Raw genomic sequence first — 17,538 nt, forward strand, 5'->3', positions numbered from 1 at the left:
TTTTTGGAGTAATGAGTGGTTGAAAGATTAACGTGGAAAAAGCTGGCCTGGGAGCTGGCTTTTTTTTACACCCCCTGGGTGATAGTAGGTTGGATATTCGGTTATATGCCGTGGTTGCTATTAGCAGCGACGGCGTTGCAGCTTGTGTGGCATTTACATAATCAAGTTCGGTTGTCCTCTTGGTTATGGGACGAAAAGCGTCTTACGCCTCCTTCTGGTAGTGGCAATTGGGAGTCGCTCTTTAATGGCTTATACCGTTTGCAACAACGTCAACGCCGTAAGCGCAAAGAGCTAACTAACCTCATTCGTCGTTTTAGAAATGGTGCAGAATCACTGCCGGATGCTGTGGTGGTATTCCGTGCGGAAGGCAATATTGTCTGGTGTAACAAACTTGCACAGCACCTTTTGGGTTTTCACTGGCCAGAAGACTCCGGTCAACCGATTTCAAACCTGATTCGCACGCCCGACTTCATTAAGTACCTCAATAAACAAGATTTCTCTGATCCTCTAGAAATGCGTTCACCTATCAATGTGGAGCGTATGCTAGAGCTGCGTATCGTACCTTACACTGAAGGCGAGCACCTGATGGTCGTGCGTGATGTCAGTCAGTTAAAACAACTGGAAGGCATGCGCCGCAACTTTTTTGCCAATGTTTCTCATGAACTGCGCACGCCAATGACGGTTCTGCAAGGTTATCTGGAGATGACGGAAGATCCAGATATGATCGTAGGTCCAATGTGGACCAAAGCTCACGGTGTTATGACCGAACAGCTTAACCGCATGAACGCATTGGTTAATCAATTACTAACGTTATCGAAAATCGAAGCAGCACCGATGCATGAACTCGAAGATATCGTCAATGTTCCTGCAATGCTCGAAGTACTGGAAAAAGAAGCGGCAAGCTTAAGTGGCGACGATCATCATAAACTGAAGTTCGATGTAGACGAAAGCCTGCGCGTGTTCGGGGATGACGACCAGCTTCGCAGTGCAATTTCTAACTTAGTGTATAACGCCGTGAAATATACCCCTCCAGGCGCCAATATTAATGTGCGTTGGTATCAGAATGCTCAAGGAGCCTGTCTGGAAGTGGAAGACAGTGGTGATGGTATCGAGCCTCAACACTTACACCGACTGACGGAACGTTTTTATCGTGTAGACAAGGCTCGATCGCGTGATACGGGTGGCAGTGGCCTGGGCTTGGCGATTGTGAAGCATGCTCTCAGCCATCATGACTCTCATTTAGAAATCCAGAGTGAGGTCGGCGTAGGGAGTAAGTTCTCGTTTGTACTTCCTGGCCGTTTGGTGGCGAAGTAATGGTATACCGAGTGAGTAAATCAGTACTTGTGGCGTTAATTGCATTGATGAGCTCAGGTGCGTCTTTAGCAAAAGATAAGCCGTTGCCTAGTTACCAGAAAACAACGGGTATTGTCGGCAATTTGTTGTCTGTTGGGTCCGATACATTAGCGGGCATGACGACGCTTTGGGTCGAAGAGTTCAAGTCCATTTATCCAAACATTAATGCCCAGGTTCAAGCTTCAGGATCGTCAACTGCGCCACCCGCTTTAGCAGAACAAACTGCCCAGTTTGGGCCGATGAGTCGTCCTATGCGCTTAAGAGAAATTGAAGCGTTTGAAAGTGGGCACGGTTACAAGCCGACGGCTTTGCGTGTTGCGATTGACGCTATTGGTATCTTTGTCCATCAGGATAACCCAATATCGGGGCTGAACTTTAAGCAGCTGGATGCGATGTTTTCAGCAACGTTGCGTTGTGGTGAAAGCCAATTCATCACTAACTGGCAACAACTCGGAGTACAGGCGGAATGGGCCAAGCGTAATGTGCAATTATTTGGTCGTAACTCGGTGTCGGGTACTTATGGCTACTTTAAAAGCAACGCCTTGTGTGGTGGTGACTTTAAAACCCGTGTTAATGAGCAGCCAGGCTCTGCTTCTGTAGTGCAGTCTGTGGCATCCACAATAAGTGGTGTCGGTTATTCTGGTGTTGGCTACCGTGTATCGGGAGTACGCCTGATACCTATCGCTAAAACGGGCACAGACTACATCAGTCCAACTCGGGATAACATCGTGACGGGTAAGTACCCACTTTCGCGCTTTCTCTATGTCTACGTAAACAAGCATCCGGATTTTCCGCTCTCACCTATCGAAGCAGAATTCATCCGGTTTATCTTCTCTGCTCAAGGGCAGGCGCTAGTTGAGAAAGATGGTTACGTGCCAATCACGGCTGATTTTGCAAAAGAAGAGTTAAAAAAAGTCGGCTTATAAGCCGACTTTTTAGTGATGAACTTTGCTTTATTTTAAAAGGTGAGTACCCACTTCGCGTTTTCCCAACGCTGTTGCTCTTCTTGTAAGTCTGCATGAAGCAACTTGTTGTTTTCCAGCCACTCTTCATCCGTACAGGTTAACGTCCAGACATCATCTTTGATCGACAGAGTGATGTCGGGTAGTGGCTCGTCGTTGCGTTGGCCATTTAGCACGATCGAAATCCGCAGTATTTTAATCAAGCTAAGCACATCACTTTGTTTGTAAAGATTAAACTCAGGCAATTCATTGAGCTTTAAAGCTTTGCGCTGAAAGCGAGCCAGCGTTGCTAACACCAACTGCTGCTCTCGGTTAAAGCCCTGCAGTGTTGAGTGCAAGAGGATATAGAATGAATGGCGATGAAAACTGCGTAGGTTAATACTCAGGCCGACTTCGTGTAGTAGTGCTGCCCACTCTAATAAGTCAAACAGATCACTTTTCTTCTTAATACCCAGCTCGGAATGAACGTGCTCTAACATGTCTCTGGCATGGCCTTTAACACGTGCCGCATGTTCAAGGTCGACTCGATGTTTCTGAGCTAAGTTTTCAGTGGTGCGCATGCGAATGTCAGAACGGGCAAAGCGCTCTTCCATCTCATACAACAATCCTTCTCTTAGTGCCCCATCGGAAAAGAACATCTGTTCGATTTTTAATGCCTGAAAAATGGCGGTAAGAATCGCGACACCAGCTGCAAAAACGGGCTTACGCTCGTCAGTTAATCCGGTGAGTTCAATGTCATCAATGGAGGAAAAGGCGCATAAAGCCTCAATGAGTTTATTGAGACGTTTTAACGTAATTAGTCCGTCTTCATAGCCCAGACCAATCAATACTTCTTGAATGGCTTTTATCGTCCCCGATGAACCAAGCGCAATGTCCCAGCCTTTTTTGCGATACTTACTCGCGATAGATTCGAGCTTTTGTTCAGCAGCCAGCATGGCTTTGCTAAAGTTTTTCCCCGATAACTTACCGTTTTTGAAGAACTGTTCAGTAAAGCTGACACAGCCCATTTGTTTACTGTTGAGCAGCTCAGGTTCAAAGCCCTGACCGATGATCATCTCGGTACTGCCGCCACCGATATCAACAACGAGTTTAGAATTTGACTCGACCTGAGTATGTGCCACGCCCAAATAAATCAGGCGTGCTTCTTCCTCTCCCGGGATGATTTCAATCGGGAATGGCATCACCTCTTTGGCGCGGTTGATAAACAAGTGTGCGTTTTTGGCTCTTCTAAGCGTATGCGTCGCGGCAATGCGCACGTTAGACTCGTCAAAGCCTTGCAGACGTTCGGCAAACATAGCCAGGCACTCAAGAGCGCGCTCCATCGATGCATGGCTTAAGTTCAGCTCATTGTCCAGGCCCGAAGCCATACGAACTCGTTGTTTGTGACGGCTGACTAATTGCAGGTCAGTACCGACAACTTTTGCCACCACCATGTGGAAACTATTCGAGCCGAGATCAATCGCGGCAATATAACGTTCATCTTGTTCAAGTATCTGAGACATCTGGCCTTTGTCTTCTGGTTTGCTTTTCTATATTTTTAAGATAGTCATAGATGGCAACTTGTGAGCGAACTTTTTTGCGGTTACCGCGAGGTACGTAGCTATTGCTCATCTCTTTATCTATCAAGCGTGCCTTTACGGTATCAGTAAAGTGAATGTTAATTATATCAATAATTCTTTGCTTCAAGCGAGGATCGCGGATTGGGGTCGTGACCTCGATGCGGTGATCGATGTTACGAGTCATCCAGTCTGCCGACGAGATGTAAACCTGAGGATCGCCGTCATTGTGGGCGATGATCACCCTTGGGTGTTCCAAAAAACGGTCCACGATACTGATGATACGGATATTCTCACTCACTCCTTCGAGCCCCGGTACTAGAGAACACATGCCACGAATGATCATATTTATTTTTACGCCAGCATTACTTGCCGCGTAAAGTCGGGTGACGATGCCCTTGTCGACCAGATTGTTAATTTTGATCGTCAGGCTGGCTTTTTTTCCTGCTTTTGCATTGGCGATTTCACCATCGATGAGACGATAAATTTGTGAACGCGAGTTTCGTGGAGACACCATCAGATGATTGAATTTTACCGGACGATACGGGTTCTCTATATAACCAAATACATTACGAACTTCTGTGGTGAGTTCTTGGTCAGCGGTAAGTAGCGCGAAGTCGGTATAAATTCGCGCCGTTTTTTCGTGGAAGTTACCCGTACCGATGTGTGCATAGCGAACGATGTCGTCATCTTCACGACGGCTGATGAGCAATAACTTAGAGTGTATCTTCAGGCCCGGAGCGCCAAAGATAACGTGCACGCCGGCTTCTGTGAGCACTTTAGACCATTCAATGTTGGCCTCTTCATCAAACCTTGCTTGCAGCTCAACAACCACGGTAACGTTCTTTCCGTTATGTACGGCGTCGATCAATGAGTTCATTAATCGTGAATCTTTAGCGACACGATACACATTGATTTTGATGCCAATGACTTTCGGATCGAACGATGCTTGGCGAACCAGTTCCGTGATGTGGTCGAAAGTATGATACGGGTAGTAAAGCAGAATATCTTTGGCTTTAATCGCCTCGAAACTGTTGGGATAACCTTCGAAATCAGCACACTTCATTGGCGGCATGGGTTTGTTTTCTAAGTAGTCACGTCCAACGTTAGGGAAGGATATAAAGTCTTTGAAGTTCTGGTAACGGCTGCCAGGAATAAGGTTATCGTAGCTCGAAATTCTCATCTTACTGCACAAAAAGTCGAGCATATTCTGGGGCATTTCCCGCTCATAGACAAAACGCACTGGCATTGCAGTAAGGCGCTGATTCACACCTTCTGACATCTGTTCCAGCAAGCTGTATTCGATCTCATTACGTAAGTCATACTCCGCATCCCGTGTCATCTTCATGGCATAGCCACTCAACTCGTCATAGTCGAAGAAGCCCTTAAACAGTTCGTCTAAGCAGTAGCGAATAATGTTATCGAGTAAAATGATGGTCTTACGGCGTTTGCCTTTTTGCTCAGGAACCATCACGAAGCGAGGCAAGTGATCGGTTGGAATTTCGATCAGTGCGTACTGTGAATGTTGTTCTTTGCGCAACTCTACGGCGATATAAGCGTATTCGTCCTTGAGGAATTGCAGGACGTCGATTTCGTCTTTCATCAGAAGCGGCGTAATATGTGGCATAACTTCGTTACGGAAGTATTTGGTTATCCACTTTTGTTGCACTTCATCAAGTTGCTGTTCGTTCACCAAGAAAATGCGACGTCGAGCCATTTCTCGTATTAATTCACTGTAAAGTTCGTCGAATTTTTCGTTAAGCTTGAAGGCTTTCGCTTGCATCCTTGATAGCAGGCGTTTGGAACTGTCATTTCCTCCTCGCTCCTGATTGATTAAGATTCTGCGTTTTACGTCCGCAAAACGGACTTTATAGAATTCATCAAGGTTGTTGGAAAAGATCCCCAGAAATCGAATTCGCTCGATCAATGGAACCGTTTTGTCTGCGGCTTCTTGCAATACTCGTTCATTAAAAGACAACCAACTAAGCTCTTTTTCTACATATAGTTTTTCAGTGCTCATTATCTTACCTAGCCAAAAGGTGAAATTTGCATATTCATCAAGGAAAATATAGTTGAATGAGAACATTATGAGATTTTTGTTACAGTTTTATTTCAGCATGCTTGTTGGGTTCCAGAGTTGTTTTCTTTTCAGTTGGTTAATGTGATCTGTAATATAATTGTCATCTAAAAGACATATTCTGGTACTGAGTAAAAAAAGGTAGAGAGATAAATGGCACAAGCCGAGTTTTCATTGCAGGAAAAAGATAAGAAGCGACTGATTAAAGATCGTTTGGTCAGGCTTGCAGTGACGACAGGTGGAGTGGGCGTACTGGCTGCGCTGATTTTGATTTTTGTTTATCTCGCTATGGTTATTATTCCTCTGTTTTCGGATGCGAAAATAGAGACAAATCAAGCGTCCAGAAGCGTTCAGGTAGGTAAGCCGTTAGCGATTTCTGTTGATGATTATGCCCAACTGGCTTTTGTTCTTTCCGATGATGGTGTGGCTCAATTCCTCTCGATGGATGAGAGTGCATCGTCTCCAGTGTATTCGAAGAAACTCGTCACTCATCCTAATTCTTTTTCTCAATCAGCGCCGGGCCGAGGTTGGTACGGTCTGGTCGATGAAGAAGGGCAAGCACATATATTCAAACCTGAGTTTAATGCGACTTTAAAAGAGAATGCGCGTCCACCAGAGATCGTCGCGTTCCACACCAGTATGAATCTGGCTTTAACCGACGCCTCCGATCCAGTGGTTCAGTTTGCTTTCAGTGCTTCCGAACAAGCACCAACGATTGTCTGGCAAACACAAAGTGGTCAGGTTCACGCACGTTGGCAGTTCTCATCTTCTTTGTTGGGTGACGAGCCAACTACGATTGATTTTACCTTTTCTGCCGGCTTCAACTCTCCCGACCAAATTTTGCTAACACCGGGTGGTGAGACGCTGTATCTGCGAGATGGTTCAGAGCTGATCATTTTGAAGAAAGAAAAGTTCACGTTTGTAGTACGTGAGGTCATTGACCTGACACAAGGTGATAGCAAGCATTCGGTACGAAATATCGATTTGTTATCTGGCGCCTATTCTTTGCTCGTCACTCACAATGATGGCACGGTTTCTCAATGGTTCGATACGCTTCAGGGAGACAATCGAACGCTGACTTACATTCGTAGTTTTAAGCTGGCTTCAGAACTCAAGTATTTGTTACCAGACTCTCACCGCAAAGGGTTCTATAGCTTTTACACCAATGGCACCGTGCAAAGTCATTACACCACCAGTGAAAAATTGGTGTTATTTAAGCGCGCCTATCAGCAAGCGCCCGCTTTAGCCGCGATGTCGAGTAATGAACGTTACTTAATTACTTGGCAAGATGATGAGCTTGATATTGCCGTTGTAGACAACCCATATCCGGAAGTGTCGCTTTCTTCTCTGTGGCAAGAGGTGTGGTATGAAGGGTATCCCGAACCGGAATTTGTCTGGCAATCGACGTCGGCAAGTGATGACTTTGAAGCGAAGTTCAGTTTAGTACCCATCGCGTTTGGTACAATTAAAGCTGCGATGTTTGCCATGTTGTTCTCAGTGCCGCTGGCAGTATTAGGGGCAATTTATACCGCTTATTTTATGTCACCGCGCATGCGAAGAGTGGTTAAGCCGTCTATAGAACTAATGGAAGCGCTTCCGACCGTGATCATCGGTTTCCTTGCCGGACTCTGGTTTGCCCCAATTGTCGAAGACCATTTGATTACGGTTGTGGTGATGCTCTTTATATTGCCGCTGAGTACTATGATCATGGGTGGGCTTTGGGCTTTACTCCCGCAGTCGCTAAGAAACAGGCTGCCAAATGGTTGGCATGCTTTAGTACTGATGCCGGTATTGTTAGTGCTGATTGTATTGGGAGTATGGCTATCTCCAACTATCGAGCAGAGTTTCTTCGGTGGTGATATGCGCTTGTTCTTGACGGAGCATGGTGTTGGTTTTGATCAGCGTAATGCATTGGTCGTCGGGCTTGCGATGGGGTTTGCGGTTATACCAACGATTTTCACTATTGCTGAGGATGCGATTTTCTCGGTGCCAAAGCACTTGTCGGATGGCTCTTTAGCCTTGGGAGCGACACCATGGCAGACCCTGATTTATGTGGTTCTGCTGACAGCGAGTCCTGGTATTTTCTCTGCCATTATGATGGGGTTAGGGCGTGCTGTAGGTGAAACCATGATCGTGCTAATGGCGACGGGCAACACACCACTAATGGATTGGAACATCTTAGAGGGAATGCGCAGCTTGTCGGCAACGATTGCGGTTGAGTTGCCAGAATCAGAAGTAGGCAGTACGCATTTCCGCCTGCTGTTCCTTGCAGCATTAATATTGTTTTTATTTACTTTTGCGGTGAATGCGCTTGCCGAGTTTGTCCGCCAAAGATTGAGAGATAAGTACCGTGCGTTGTAATAGTAGTTTGAACAAAGAGCGAGTAATCGCGTGTTAAATTGGATTCGTTCAGGCGCACCTTGGATATGGCTAACGGGTGGAGCGGTGAGTATCAGTTTGCTCTCCGTTTTAGGTTTGCTCCTGCTTATAGGCTGGAAAGGGTTAACCTTTTTCTGGCCTGCACCCTTGTATCAATGGAATGTAGCGGCGCTGACACCTGTGCAAGGGGAAGTGTTGCAGGAAAACAGTAAACTCATTGGTCAGGTTTACGAACGAAGCTTTGTTCCCAAAAGTTACTTACCAGATGAGGCCGCGCAAAAACTCGATGAAGATGAGGATTTTGCCACTCGTTTGAGTATTAAAATTGCCAACCGAGAGCTTTATCCAGCGGACTTCATTTCAGTTTTACAAATGCAGTTGGATGAACCGACCACACCTGAAGAGTTAGCGGTTATCGAACGCAGCAGCGGGGGATATTTCTTTGGCAAAATGCTTGCCTTCCAGGATGGAGACAAGCGATATGACAAAGATATTCGGACGATACTTGACGAAAAGATAGATGACGCGGAAACATTGCGTCATGAGATTGATTCGCTGGTGGTCAATCAACTCCAGGATCTCGGCTGGCAGTTGGAACAATTGCGCCTGAACAAGCGCAAACATGAACTGAACAACTCTATTACCGATGCGTTTTTAGCGGATAACCAGAAGCAAAAGGAACAAATAGAGCAAGAGCTGGCTAGTCTGGACTTGCAGCTTGATGGTCTTCGTTTACAGCTATCTGGCTATGCTCTGATTGTCGAAGACATGACTGGTGAACAAGTCTCGATTCCACTCGAAGATATTCTGGACTACTGGTATCCAAACCAAATGTCGCTGCCAGGAAAAGTCGCTCACTGGGGCAAGCAGGTGTGGAAGTTTTTATCGGACGATCCGCGCGAGTCTAATTCGGAAGGCGGTGTTTTCCCTGCAATTTTTGGCACGGTTTTCTTAGTGCTCATTATGTCGATCATCGTCATGCCGTTGGGCGTGATTGCGGCGATATACCTTCATGAATACGCCAAGAACAATGCGTTGACACGAGTCATTCGGATTGCGGTTATTAACCTGGCTGGTGTTCCGTCGATTGTTTATGGCGTCTTTGGTTTAGGGTTTTTCGTTTACACCATCGGTGGTTCGATCGATAACCTGTTCTATAGTGAGAAGTTACCAGCACCGACCTTTGGTACGCCAGGCTTGTTGTGGTCTGCGTTAACCTTAGCCGTGTTAACGCTTCCAGTCGTGATTGTGACGACAGAAGAAGGATTAACTCGGATTCCAAGCTCAGTTCGTCATGGTTCATTAGCGCTTGGGGCAACTCAATTTGAAACGCTTTGGCGTGTAATTTTACCGATGGCGACGCCGGCGATTATTACCGGACTCATACTGGCAATCGCTCGTGCAGCGGGTGAGGTAGCACCATTGATGCTGGTGGGGGTCGTGAAGTTAGCGTCGAGCTTACCCGTTGATGGACAGTTTCCGTATGTACACTTAGACCGAAAGTTCATGCACTTGGGCTTCCATATTTATGATGTCGGCTTCCAGACCTCCAATATTGAAGCAGCGCGTCCGCTGGTGTATGCCACCTCTTTCCTGCTCATTACTGTGATTGTCGGACTAAACTTAACAGCAATCAGTATTCGTAATGACTTACGTGAAAAATACAGAACGTTAGGACAAGATTAAGTATGTTTAATTTTGATAATACATTGGGTTATGAGCCGCCGTTAGACGTGCATAACCTGACGGATGAACAGACAGCCATCTCAATAGAGAACCTTAATCTTTTCTACGGACAAACGCAGGCGTTACATGATATCTCAATGCGCATTCCTAAAGGCAGAGTAACGGCGTTTATCGGACCATCAGGCTGTGGTAAATCGACTCTGTTGCGTTGTATTAACCGTATGAACGATTTAGTTGAAGGCTGTAAGGTCACTGGCGAAGTGCGTCTGCATGGCAAGAACGTCTATCATCCTAATGTGGATGTAGCAACGCTCAGACGCCGGGTTGGTATGGTCTTCCAGCGACCAAATCCATTCCCTAAATCGATCTACGAAAATGTGGTCTATGGACTTCGCTTACAAGGAGTGAAGAATAGCCGCTCTTTGGATGACGCGGTTGAACGTTCTCTGCGTTCAGCGGCTTTGTGGGATGAAGTGAAAGACCGTTTGCATGAGAACGCATTTGGTTTGTCTGGCGGTCAGCAGCAACGTTTGGTCATCGCTCGTGCAATCGCGATTGAGCCAGAAGTCCTTTTATTGGATGAACCGACATCAGCACTTGATCCAATCTCCACTTTGACTATTGAGGAGCTTATCAATGAGCTAAAAACTCAATATACTGTGGTTATTGTTACCCACAACATGCAGCAAGCGGCGCGAGTTAGCGACCATACGGCATTCATTCACATGGGTAAGCTAATAGAGTATTCCGATGCCGACTCAATCTTCACGTCGCCGGTCAAGACTCAGACTGAAGATTACATTACCGGTCGTTATGGCTAAGGCCTGCGACGAGATTAAACAGAAGGACAATTATGCACTTTGGACGTCATATTTCAGGACAATTTAACGTAGAGCTAGAATCGATTCGTACTCATGTTTTAACTATGGGTGGTTTGGTTGAGCAGCAGCTGTCGTATGCTATTCAAGCCTTAAATAAAGAAGATATCGAGCTTGCGCGAAAGGTTGTGCGTGATGACCACAAAGTGAATGCGATGGAAGTGTCTATCGATGATGCGTGCACTCGTATTATCGCCAAGCGTCAGCCGACAGCGAAAGACCTACGCTTAATCATGGCTATCATCAAAACGATCACCGATTTAGAGCGCATTGGGGATGTAGCAACGCGCATTGCTTATGTCGCCATCGAAAGCCCTTCGTCTAAAGAACGCCAGTTCCAGGTGTCGTTAGAGCCACTTTGCCGTCAGGCGATTCAAATGCTGCATCAGGTACTTGATGCGTTTGCACGTATGGATGTGGAAGCCGCTGCCGAAGTACACAAGCAGGATGATAAACTCGATGCGGAATATGAAGCGGTAATCCGTCAGTTAATGACTTATATGATGGAAGATCCAAAAAACATCCCACATATTCTGCAGGTGATGTGGTCAGCACGTGCTATTGAGCGAGTGGGAGACCGCTGTCAGAACATCTGTGAATACATCATCTACTTCGTAAAAGGTAAAGATGTGAGACACCTTGGTGATCAGAGCATTGATGATGTCTTGAAGTAAATGAAATCAAATAAAAAAGACCAGCGTAGAGCTGGTCTTTTTTTATCTTAACTGAAAGACTAATACTTATCTGGCACAAAGGTTTGATCGTCGATTGGCGCTCTGACGTAACCTTCTTTGTTGAGCTCAGGAAGCTCAACGGGTGGATATTCGAGCGATTTGTAATCAATCTGACTCAAAAGATGGCTGATGCAATTTAGCCGAGCTTTCTTTTTAGAATCGGACGGCACAACCCACCAAGGACAGTTTTTAGTGTCGGTATAGGCAAACATCTTATCTTTCGCTTCTGAGTATTCCGCCCAGCGGTGACGGGATTCTAAATCCATCGGGCTGAACTTCCAGCGTTTTATCGGCGTGTTAATACGCCCAAGGAATCGCTTCTCCTGTTCTTCATCTGAGACGGAGAACCAATATTTGATCAAGATGATGCCTGAGCGCTGCAGCATACGCTCAAATTCAGGACAAGAACGCAGGAATTCTTCGTATTCATCCGCAGAGCAAAAGCCCATTACTTTTTCAACGCCAGCGCGGTTATACCAACTGCGGTCAAACAAGACTATCTCCCCGGCGCAAGGCAAATGCGTGACATAACGTTGAAAATACCACTGTGTTTTTTCTTTCTCTGTTGGAGCAGGCAGAGCGACGACTCGACATACACGTGGGTTGAGCTTCTCGGTAATTCGCTTGATGACTCCACCTTTTCCCGCTGCATCTCGACCTTCGAACAGGACAACGACTTTTAATCCTTTGTGTTTCACCCATTCCTGGAGCTTAACCAGTTCGATTTGCAGCTTTTTGAGCTCTTTTTCGTATTCCTTGTTTTTCAGCTTAGACATACTTTATTCCTCAATCCTTGATTATCAATATGTTAGCATTCAATTGCGGGTGGTGGAGTATCTAGGCTTTTATTTGAGAGCTGAGACCACGCTGGCAATGGCGGCAGTACTGGTGACAGGAATCGCAAAGTCATCAACATCGGCTGCGCCCATTTTGCTCTGATCGGCGATAAAGTTCATCTCACTTGGGCGTGTACTCTTGCCTGAAAGGTGCACTTCTTGTACGAGAGTCCTCTCTACTAAAGCGCGCACGTTATCAGAATTAATGCCAGCGCCAGCCATGATATGAATGCGTCCATTCGCTTGTCGTACTAATGATTTAATCACTTCGCTGCCTGCTGGCGCTGATGGTGCCAGCCCAGATGTCAATATACGCTCACAACCTAAGCTTATGACATCCTCCAGAGCTTGCTCTGCGTTACGGCACTGATCAAAAGCTCGGTGGAATGTAACGCCTAGTCCCAGTGCCCGCGCAAATTCACACAAAGCTGTCGCATACTGAATATGAATATCACCGTCTTGAGTCAGTACGCCGAGAACCACCCCGTTTAAGCCTGCCTGGTATGCCGCTTCGATATCCCAACGCATCATTTCGATTTCTTGTTGGTTATAGAGAAAGTCTCCCTGACGCGGGCGAATCATGGCGTAGACGGGAACCGTGGAAAGCTTTGCTGCTTGCTGCATAAAACCGCAACTCGGGGTTAGTCCGCCTAAAGCAAGTGAGGAGCAGAGTTCAATACGCGTAGCACCGCCAGAAATGGCATGGTGAAGAGATTCAATGTTGTCGATACAGACTTCTAATTGAGTAATCATGTGGTTTTCTCAAATGCATGTTCTCGATAAATAGTAACAAGGACAAGAGCGAGAATCTGTACGGTCGCTTCGGGAAATAGAGGTAAAGTTAGCGCTAGGGTATTACCTCGTTTGTGTTTATAAAGTGAAAAAAGAAAGCCCAGAGCAGATGCCCTGGGCTTTTATAAGACTTTACTTAGACTGATTGGCGTTTGCGGTTTTCCGCTATAGCTTTTGCTTTATATATATCCAACCATTTCACCCGTTGAGCTTGGGTGAGGTCTAGTTGATTACGCTAGGTCACCAGCGTACTCAGATAGGAACGCTGCAACACCTTTTGGAGATGCGTCCATACCTGCTTTACCTTCTTCCCACTGTGCAGGACATACTTCGCCGTGCTTCTGGTGGAAGTTAAGAGCGTCAACCATACGTAGCATTTCGTCGATGTTACGGCCTAGTGGTAGGTCGTTAACTACTTGGTGACGTACAGTACCTTCTTCGTCGATTAGGAAAGAACCACGGAAAGCAACGCCTGCTTCTGGGTGCTCAACGTCGTAAGCTTTACAGATTTCGTGCTTAACGTCAGCAACTAGTGGGTACTTAACTTGACCGATACCGCCATCTGCGATTGCAGTGTTACGCCATGCGTTGTGAGAGAACTGAGAATCGATAGAAACGCCGATTACTTCAACGCCTTTAGCTTGGAAATCAGCTAGACGGTTGTCGAATGCGATTAGCTCAGATGGGCAAACGAAAGTGAAATCTAGTGGGTAGAAGAACACAACGGCTTTCTTACCTTTAGTGAATTCTGCAAAGTTGAAGTTATCAACGATTTCACCGTTACCTAGAACAGCTGCAGCAGTAAAATCAGGGGCTTGACGACCTACTAGTACCATTTTTTTGCTCCTAAAAAGTATGGTTTGTTCCAAGACGAATAGAGTTATGCCGTCCTGGTCCGTATTAAATCGAGACAAACTATAGTACAGATTGTAGTATTGAAAAAAGCGAATTAAATAGATTGAGTTAATCGAAAAAAGCGATAATCACAAAACTCTTAACTTGATCACTTCCGTAGTGGTAGGTAGTAATAAAATTATGAATAAGTGGCCTAGTTTAAAGCAGCTGTATTATCTGGTGACATTACATGAAACACGTCATTTTAGCGATGCGGCGGTGCGTTGTTTTGTCAGCCAGTCTACCCTGAGTAAAGGCATTCAGAATCTAGAAGATTTGATTGGCTGCCCTTTATATGAAAAGAAAGATAAAAAAAGCCCGTTGGTTTTCACTCAAACCGGTGAAATGGTCGTGAAGCGCGGTCGTGAACTGCTGGCGAAAGGACAGGACTTAGTTGAGCTAGGACGGATGTGCCAGGGCGATGATATGCAGGGGCAGCTAAAAGTCGGTTGCATCCCAACCATTGCTCCCTTTTTGCTGAGTGATCTGGTTCAGGAAGTTAATTATCGTTTCCCACAACTCAACCTGCTACTCAGAGAAGATACGACAAGCAACTTGTTACAGGCCCTCAGGCATGGAGAGTTGGATGTGCTGATATTGGCGTTACCAGTAGAAATTGAGGGAATGGAAAGCCGAGTGGTCGGTAAAGACCCATTCCGCATGGTGATCAGTGCAAGCCAAGCGTCATCAGTACCGGTACCTATTCGTTATGCGGATCTGCCAGATGAGTCGGTATTTCTTCTAGAGAAAGAACACTGTCTCACGGAACATGCGGTCTCTGCGTGTAAATTAACGGACAAAGAAAAAATCAATCCATTCACGGCGACAAGTCTACATACCTTGGTACAAATGGTGGCTAACGGTCTGGGGACGACTTTTATTCCTCAGATGGCCATTGAGCACGGACTGCTACATAACCAAAATTTAGTGGTTATCGACCCACCAGGTACACAAGCCTATCGAGAAATTGGTTTGGTCTGGCGTCCAAGTTCGTCACGTACGAACACCTTTAATCAGCTTGCAGATGTCGTTTCTGAACTGCTTTAGCTATTAGTATTAGCCTAATCTGTCCTGATATCCTTCCAAAAGCACACTGTAAATGGTGTGCTTTTTAGCATTTTATGCTGTTCGTAAACTTTGACTTGTAAAATTTTACAGCTTTTCTTTGATGAAGATTTCATAAAATAGTGAAATTTTACAATGTTAATTTTACACATCTACTTATGCATAGTGTTTAATCTTTGTTTGAATTCTTAGCGCCCACCCTTGTGAATACAAGGATCTCCTCCCTACCAAACTATTCATACACCTGTTTGAAGTGACATTTGTATCAAAAAAATCATGTAATTTAATTACGTAATAACTTACAAAACACCATCAAAAATCAACCGTTTGATCCGCGCCGAATAAAACTTCGAATTTCAACTTTTGTTTATCTTGGGGGTTCCTCTAAACCCTTTGTTGATATAGCTTAATTAACGGCCGGTAAGACTTATGTCTAGATTGCAAACGCACTCATTTTTACGCAATCTCTAGACACGGCCTCAAGAGATGAACACAAATATTCAGGATGTAGTTTGTTGTTCGTAACTTACAAATGTAGCTTTTCGCTGACTGCCCAAGATTGATAAAGCACGTTAAGGATGAATGATTATGCTTGCTCAGACAGAACAAAAAACACAACCAACGAAGCAGACCCAAGGCATGCTTGAGGTTACTGGTGCACTTGCTCCGGAACATCAGGCAATTTTCCCTTCAGAGGCCCAAACCTTCTTATCACTGCTTTGTGAAAAATATGCCGGACGTGTAGAACAACTGCTGCAAGCTCGAGAAGAAAAACAAGCACGCATCGATGCGGGTGAACTGCCAGACTTTTTGCCAGAAACACAAGACATTCGCGAAGGAAGCTGGAAGATCTTAGGGATTCCGCAAGATCTGCAAGATCGCCGAGTAGAAATCACAGGTCCAACGGATCGTAAAATGGTGATTAACGCTCTGAATGCGAACGTAAAAGTATTTATGGCAGACTTCGAAGACTCGATGTCTCCAGCTTGGACCAAGGTATTGGATGGTCAGGTGAACCTGCGTGATGCCGTAAATGGCACCATCAGTTACACCAATCCTGGCAACGGTAAGCATTATCAGCTGGCAGACGACCCAGCGGTGTTGATCTGCCGTGTACGCGGCCTTCATTTAAAAGAAAAACACGTTACGTGGCACGGTCAGATCATTCCAGGCGCACTGTTTGATTTCGCGTTGTACTTCTACAACAACTACAAAACGCTACTACAAAAAGGCAGCGGCCCTTACTTCTACATTCCTAAGCTGCAATCTCACCACGAAGCGAAGTGGTGGAGTGAAGTGTTCCATTTCACCGAAGAATACTTTGGTCTAGAAACCGGAACGATCAAAGCGACGGTGCTTATCGAGACACTGCCTGCTGTGTTTGAAATGGATGAGATTCTGTTCTCGCTTAAAGAGCATATCGTAGGTCTGAACTGTGGCCGCTGGGATTACATTTTCAGCTACATCAAAACATTAAAGAACCACCCAGACCGCGTACTACCTGACCGTCAGGTTGTGACGATGGATAAGCCGTTCCTAAATGCCTACTCACGACTACTGGTACGTACTTGTCATAAACGCGGTGCGTTTGCGATGGGCGGCATGGCAGCTTTCATTCCTGCAAAAGACCAGGAAGAGAACCAGAAGGTTCTGGATAAGATTCATAACGATAAGTCATTAGAAGCGAACAATGGCCACGACGGAACTTGGGTTGCTCACCCAGGCCTGGCAGATACTGCAATGGAAGTATTCAGCAATATCCTTGGCGAGCGTTCAAATCAGCTGGAAGTCAGCCGCTCTGAAGACGCGCCTATTACCGCTGCTGAATTGCTTGAGCCTTGTGAAGGCGAGCGTACAGAACAGGGCATGCGTCATAACATCCGTGTTGCGCTTCAGTACATCGAAGCTTGGATTTCAGGCAATGGTTGTGTGCCAATCTACGGCTTGATGGAAGATGCCGCTACCGCAGAGATTTCTCGCGCTTCGATCTGGCAGTGGATTCAACATGGTAAGTCGCTGGATAACGGCCAACAAGTTACAAAAGAGCTGTTCGAATCCTACCTGAAAGAAGAAGTAGAAGTTGTGAAACAAGAAATTGGAGAAGAGCGTTATCAAGCCGGTCGCTTTGAGGAAGCTGCGCAATTGATGGCGAAGCTGACAACCAGCGATGAGCTAACGAACTTCTTAACCATTCCAGGTTATGACTACTTGGACTAAGAATACGAATACCAGAAAACAATACAAAACCAATAACGTGAAGAAATTTGACGGCAGATAAGGATGTACTGCCTGAGAACGAGAACTCAACGCACATACAAAAAGTGCA

At 45.8% G+C, this 17,538-nt stretch carries 13 protein-coding genes and 1 pseudogene; 9 read left to right on the top strand and 5 right to left on the bottom strand.

Annotated features, from left to right (window positions below; translation table 11 throughout):
• Nucleotides 1-15: 15 nt before the first annotated feature.
• Nucleotides 16-1,314, top strand: coding sequence for a phosphate regulon sensor histidine kinase PhoR (phoR, locus tag VER99_RS02685; RefSeq protein ID WP_014230906.1), 1,299 nt, complete (start codon nt 16-18; stop codon nt 1,312-1,314).
• Nucleotides 1,314-2,279: a PstS family phosphate ABC transporter substrate-binding protein gene (locus tag VER99_RS02690; protein WP_014230907.1), complete on the top strand. Its 966-nt coding sequence runs from the start codon at nt 1,314-1,316 to the stop codon at nt 2,277-2,279. The genes phoR and VER99_RS02690 overlap by 1 nt, the downstream gene beginning before the upstream one ends.
• A 32-nt stretch (nt 2,280-2,311) precedes the next feature.
• On the opposite strand, the gene ppx is transcribed toward VER99_RS02690, so the two are convergent.
• Together ppx and ppk1 are read right to left on the bottom strand one after the other, a co-directional pair.
• Complete coding sequence (gene ppx / locus VER99_RS02695) at nt 2,312-3,817, bottom strand: exopolyphosphatase (protein ID WP_014230908.1); 1,506 nt, start codon at nt 3,815-3,817, stop codon at nt 2,312-2,314.
• The gene (gene ppk1 / locus VER99_RS02700; RefSeq protein WP_020333630.1) at nt 3,801-5,891 is read right to left on the bottom strand and encodes a polyphosphate kinase 1; all 2,091 of its coding nucleotides are present in this window, start codon (nt 5,889-5,891) and stop codon (nt 3,801-3,803) included. Before ppk1 ends, ppx begins: the two co-directional genes overlap by 17 nt.
• Before the next feature lie 210 nt (nt 5,892-6,101).
• Between ppk1 and VER99_RS02705 the strand changes: the two genes are divergently transcribed.
• The 5 genes and pseudogenes from VER99_RS02705 (at nt 6,102) to phoU (ending at nt 11,565) form a co-directional block, all read left to right on the top strand.
• Entirely contained in the window at nt 6,102-8,309 is a 2,208-nt protein-coding gene (locus VER99_RS02705; RefSeq protein WP_020333631.1) for an ABC transporter permease subunit, read from the top strand.
• A gap of 30 nt (nt 8,310-8,339) precedes the next feature.
• A pseudogene (locus VER99_RS22985) lies at nt 8,340-8,784 on the top strand (phosphate ABC transporter permease PstA); the annotation flags it as partial.
• Nucleotides 8,785-9,158: 374 nt separating this feature from the next.
• Nucleotides 9,159-10,013: a phosphate ABC transporter permease PstA gene (gene pstA, locus VER99_RS22990; RefSeq protein WP_372378656.1), complete on the top strand. Its 855-nt coding sequence runs from the start codon at nt 9,159-9,161 to the stop codon at nt 10,011-10,013.
• Between the two features lie 2 nt (nt 10,014-10,015).
• On the top strand, nt 10,016-10,834 hold the full coding sequence (gene pstB, locus VER99_RS02715; protein WP_020333633.1) for a phosphate ABC transporter ATP-binding protein PstB: 819 nt from the start codon (nt 10,016-10,018) through the stop codon (nt 10,832-10,834).
• A 32-nt stretch (nt 10,835-10,866) separates the two neighbouring features.
• Entirely contained in the window at nt 10,867-11,565 is a 699-nt protein-coding gene (gene phoU, locus VER99_RS02720) for a phosphate signaling complex protein PhoU (RefSeq protein ID WP_014230913.1), read from the top strand.
• A gap of 59 nt (nt 11,566-11,624) precedes the next feature.
• On the opposite strand, the gene ppk2 is transcribed toward phoU, so the two are convergent.
• From ppk2 to VER99_RS02735, 3 genes are all read right to left on the bottom strand, one after another.
• On the bottom strand, nt 11,625-12,401 hold the full coding sequence (ppk2, locus tag VER99_RS02725) for a polyphosphate kinase 2 (RefSeq protein ID WP_014230914.1): 777 nt from the start codon (nt 12,399-12,401) through the stop codon (nt 11,625-11,627).
• 69 nt (nt 12,402-12,470) lie between these two features.
• Nucleotides 12,471-13,214: a copper homeostasis protein CutC gene (locus VER99_RS02730; RefSeq protein WP_020333634.1), complete on the bottom strand. Its 744-nt coding sequence runs from the start codon at nt 13,212-13,214 to the stop codon at nt 12,471-12,473.
• Between the two features lie 269 nt (nt 13,215-13,483).
• A complete protein-coding gene (locus tag VER99_RS02735) occupies nt 13,484-14,089 on the bottom strand; it encodes a peroxiredoxin C (protein ID WP_014230916.1) in 606 nt (201 codons plus the stop codon).
• A gap of 199 nt (nt 14,090-14,288) precedes the next feature.
• Between VER99_RS02735 and VER99_RS02740 the strand changes: the two genes are divergently transcribed.
• Nucleotides 14,289-15,194 (top strand): hydrogen peroxide-inducible genes activator, encoded by a 906-nt coding sequence (locus VER99_RS02740; RefSeq protein ID WP_014230917.1) that lies wholly within the window; start codon nt 14,289-14,291, stop codon nt 15,192-15,194.
• 606 nt (nt 15,195-15,800) lie between these two features.
• The gene (aceB, locus tag VER99_RS02745) at nt 15,801-17,429 is read left to right on the top strand and encodes a malate synthase A (RefSeq protein ID WP_014230918.1); all 1,629 of its coding nucleotides are present in this window, start codon (nt 15,801-15,803) and stop codon (nt 17,427-17,429) included.
• Nucleotides 17,430-17,538 lie beyond the last annotated feature (109 nt).

The organism is Vibrio natriegens NBRC 15636 = ATCC 14048 = DSM 759, assembly GCF_035621455.1.
Classification (GTDB): Bacteria; Pseudomonadota; Gammaproteobacteria; order Enterobacterales; family Vibrionaceae; genus Vibrio; species Vibrio natriegens.

Bases quoted from the DNA above. Each gene is read 5' to 3' on its own strand.
- VER99_RS02690 (WP_014230907.1), top strand. From the start codon at position 1,314: ATGGTATACCGAGTGAGTAAATCAGTACTTGTGGCGTTAATTGCATTG.
- ppx (WP_014230908.1), bottom strand. From the start codon at position 3,817: ATGTCTCAGATACTTGAACAAGATGAACGTTATATTGCCGCGATTGAT.
- ppk1 (WP_020333630.1), bottom strand. From the start codon at position 5,891: ATGAGCACTGAAAAACTATATGTAGAAAAAGAGCTTAGTTGGTTGTCT.
- VER99_RS02705 (WP_020333631.1), top strand. From the start codon at position 6,102: ATGGCACAAGCCGAGTTTTCATTGCAGGAAAAAGATAAGAAGCGACTG.
- pstA (WP_372378656.1), top strand. From the start codon at position 9,159: ATGTCGCTGCCAGGAAAAGTCGCTCACTGGGGCAAGCAGGTGTGGAAG.
- pstB (WP_020333633.1), top strand. From the start codon at position 10,016: ATGTTTAATTTTGATAATACATTGGGTTATGAGCCGCCGTTAGACGTG.
- phoU (WP_014230913.1), top strand. From the start codon at position 10,867: ATGCACTTTGGACGTCATATTTCAGGACAATTTAACGTAGAGCTAGAA.
- ppk2 (WP_014230914.1), bottom strand. From the start codon at position 12,401: ATGTCTAAGCTGAAAAACAAGGAATACGAAAAAGAGCTCAAAAAGCTG.
- VER99_RS02730 (WP_020333634.1), bottom strand. From the start codon at position 13,214: ATGATTACTCAATTAGAAGTCTGTATCGACAACATTGAATCTCTTCAC.
- VER99_RS02735 (WP_014230916.1), bottom strand. From the start codon at position 14,089: ATGGTACTAGTAGGTCGTCAAGCCCCTGATTTTACTGCTGCAGCTGTT.
- VER99_RS02740 (WP_014230917.1), top strand. From the start codon at position 14,289: ATGAATAAGTGGCCTAGTTTAAAGCAGCTGTATTATCTGGTGACATTA.
- aceB (WP_014230918.1), top strand. From the start codon at position 15,801: ATGCTTGCTCAGACAGAACAAAAAACACAACCAACGAAGCAGACCCAA.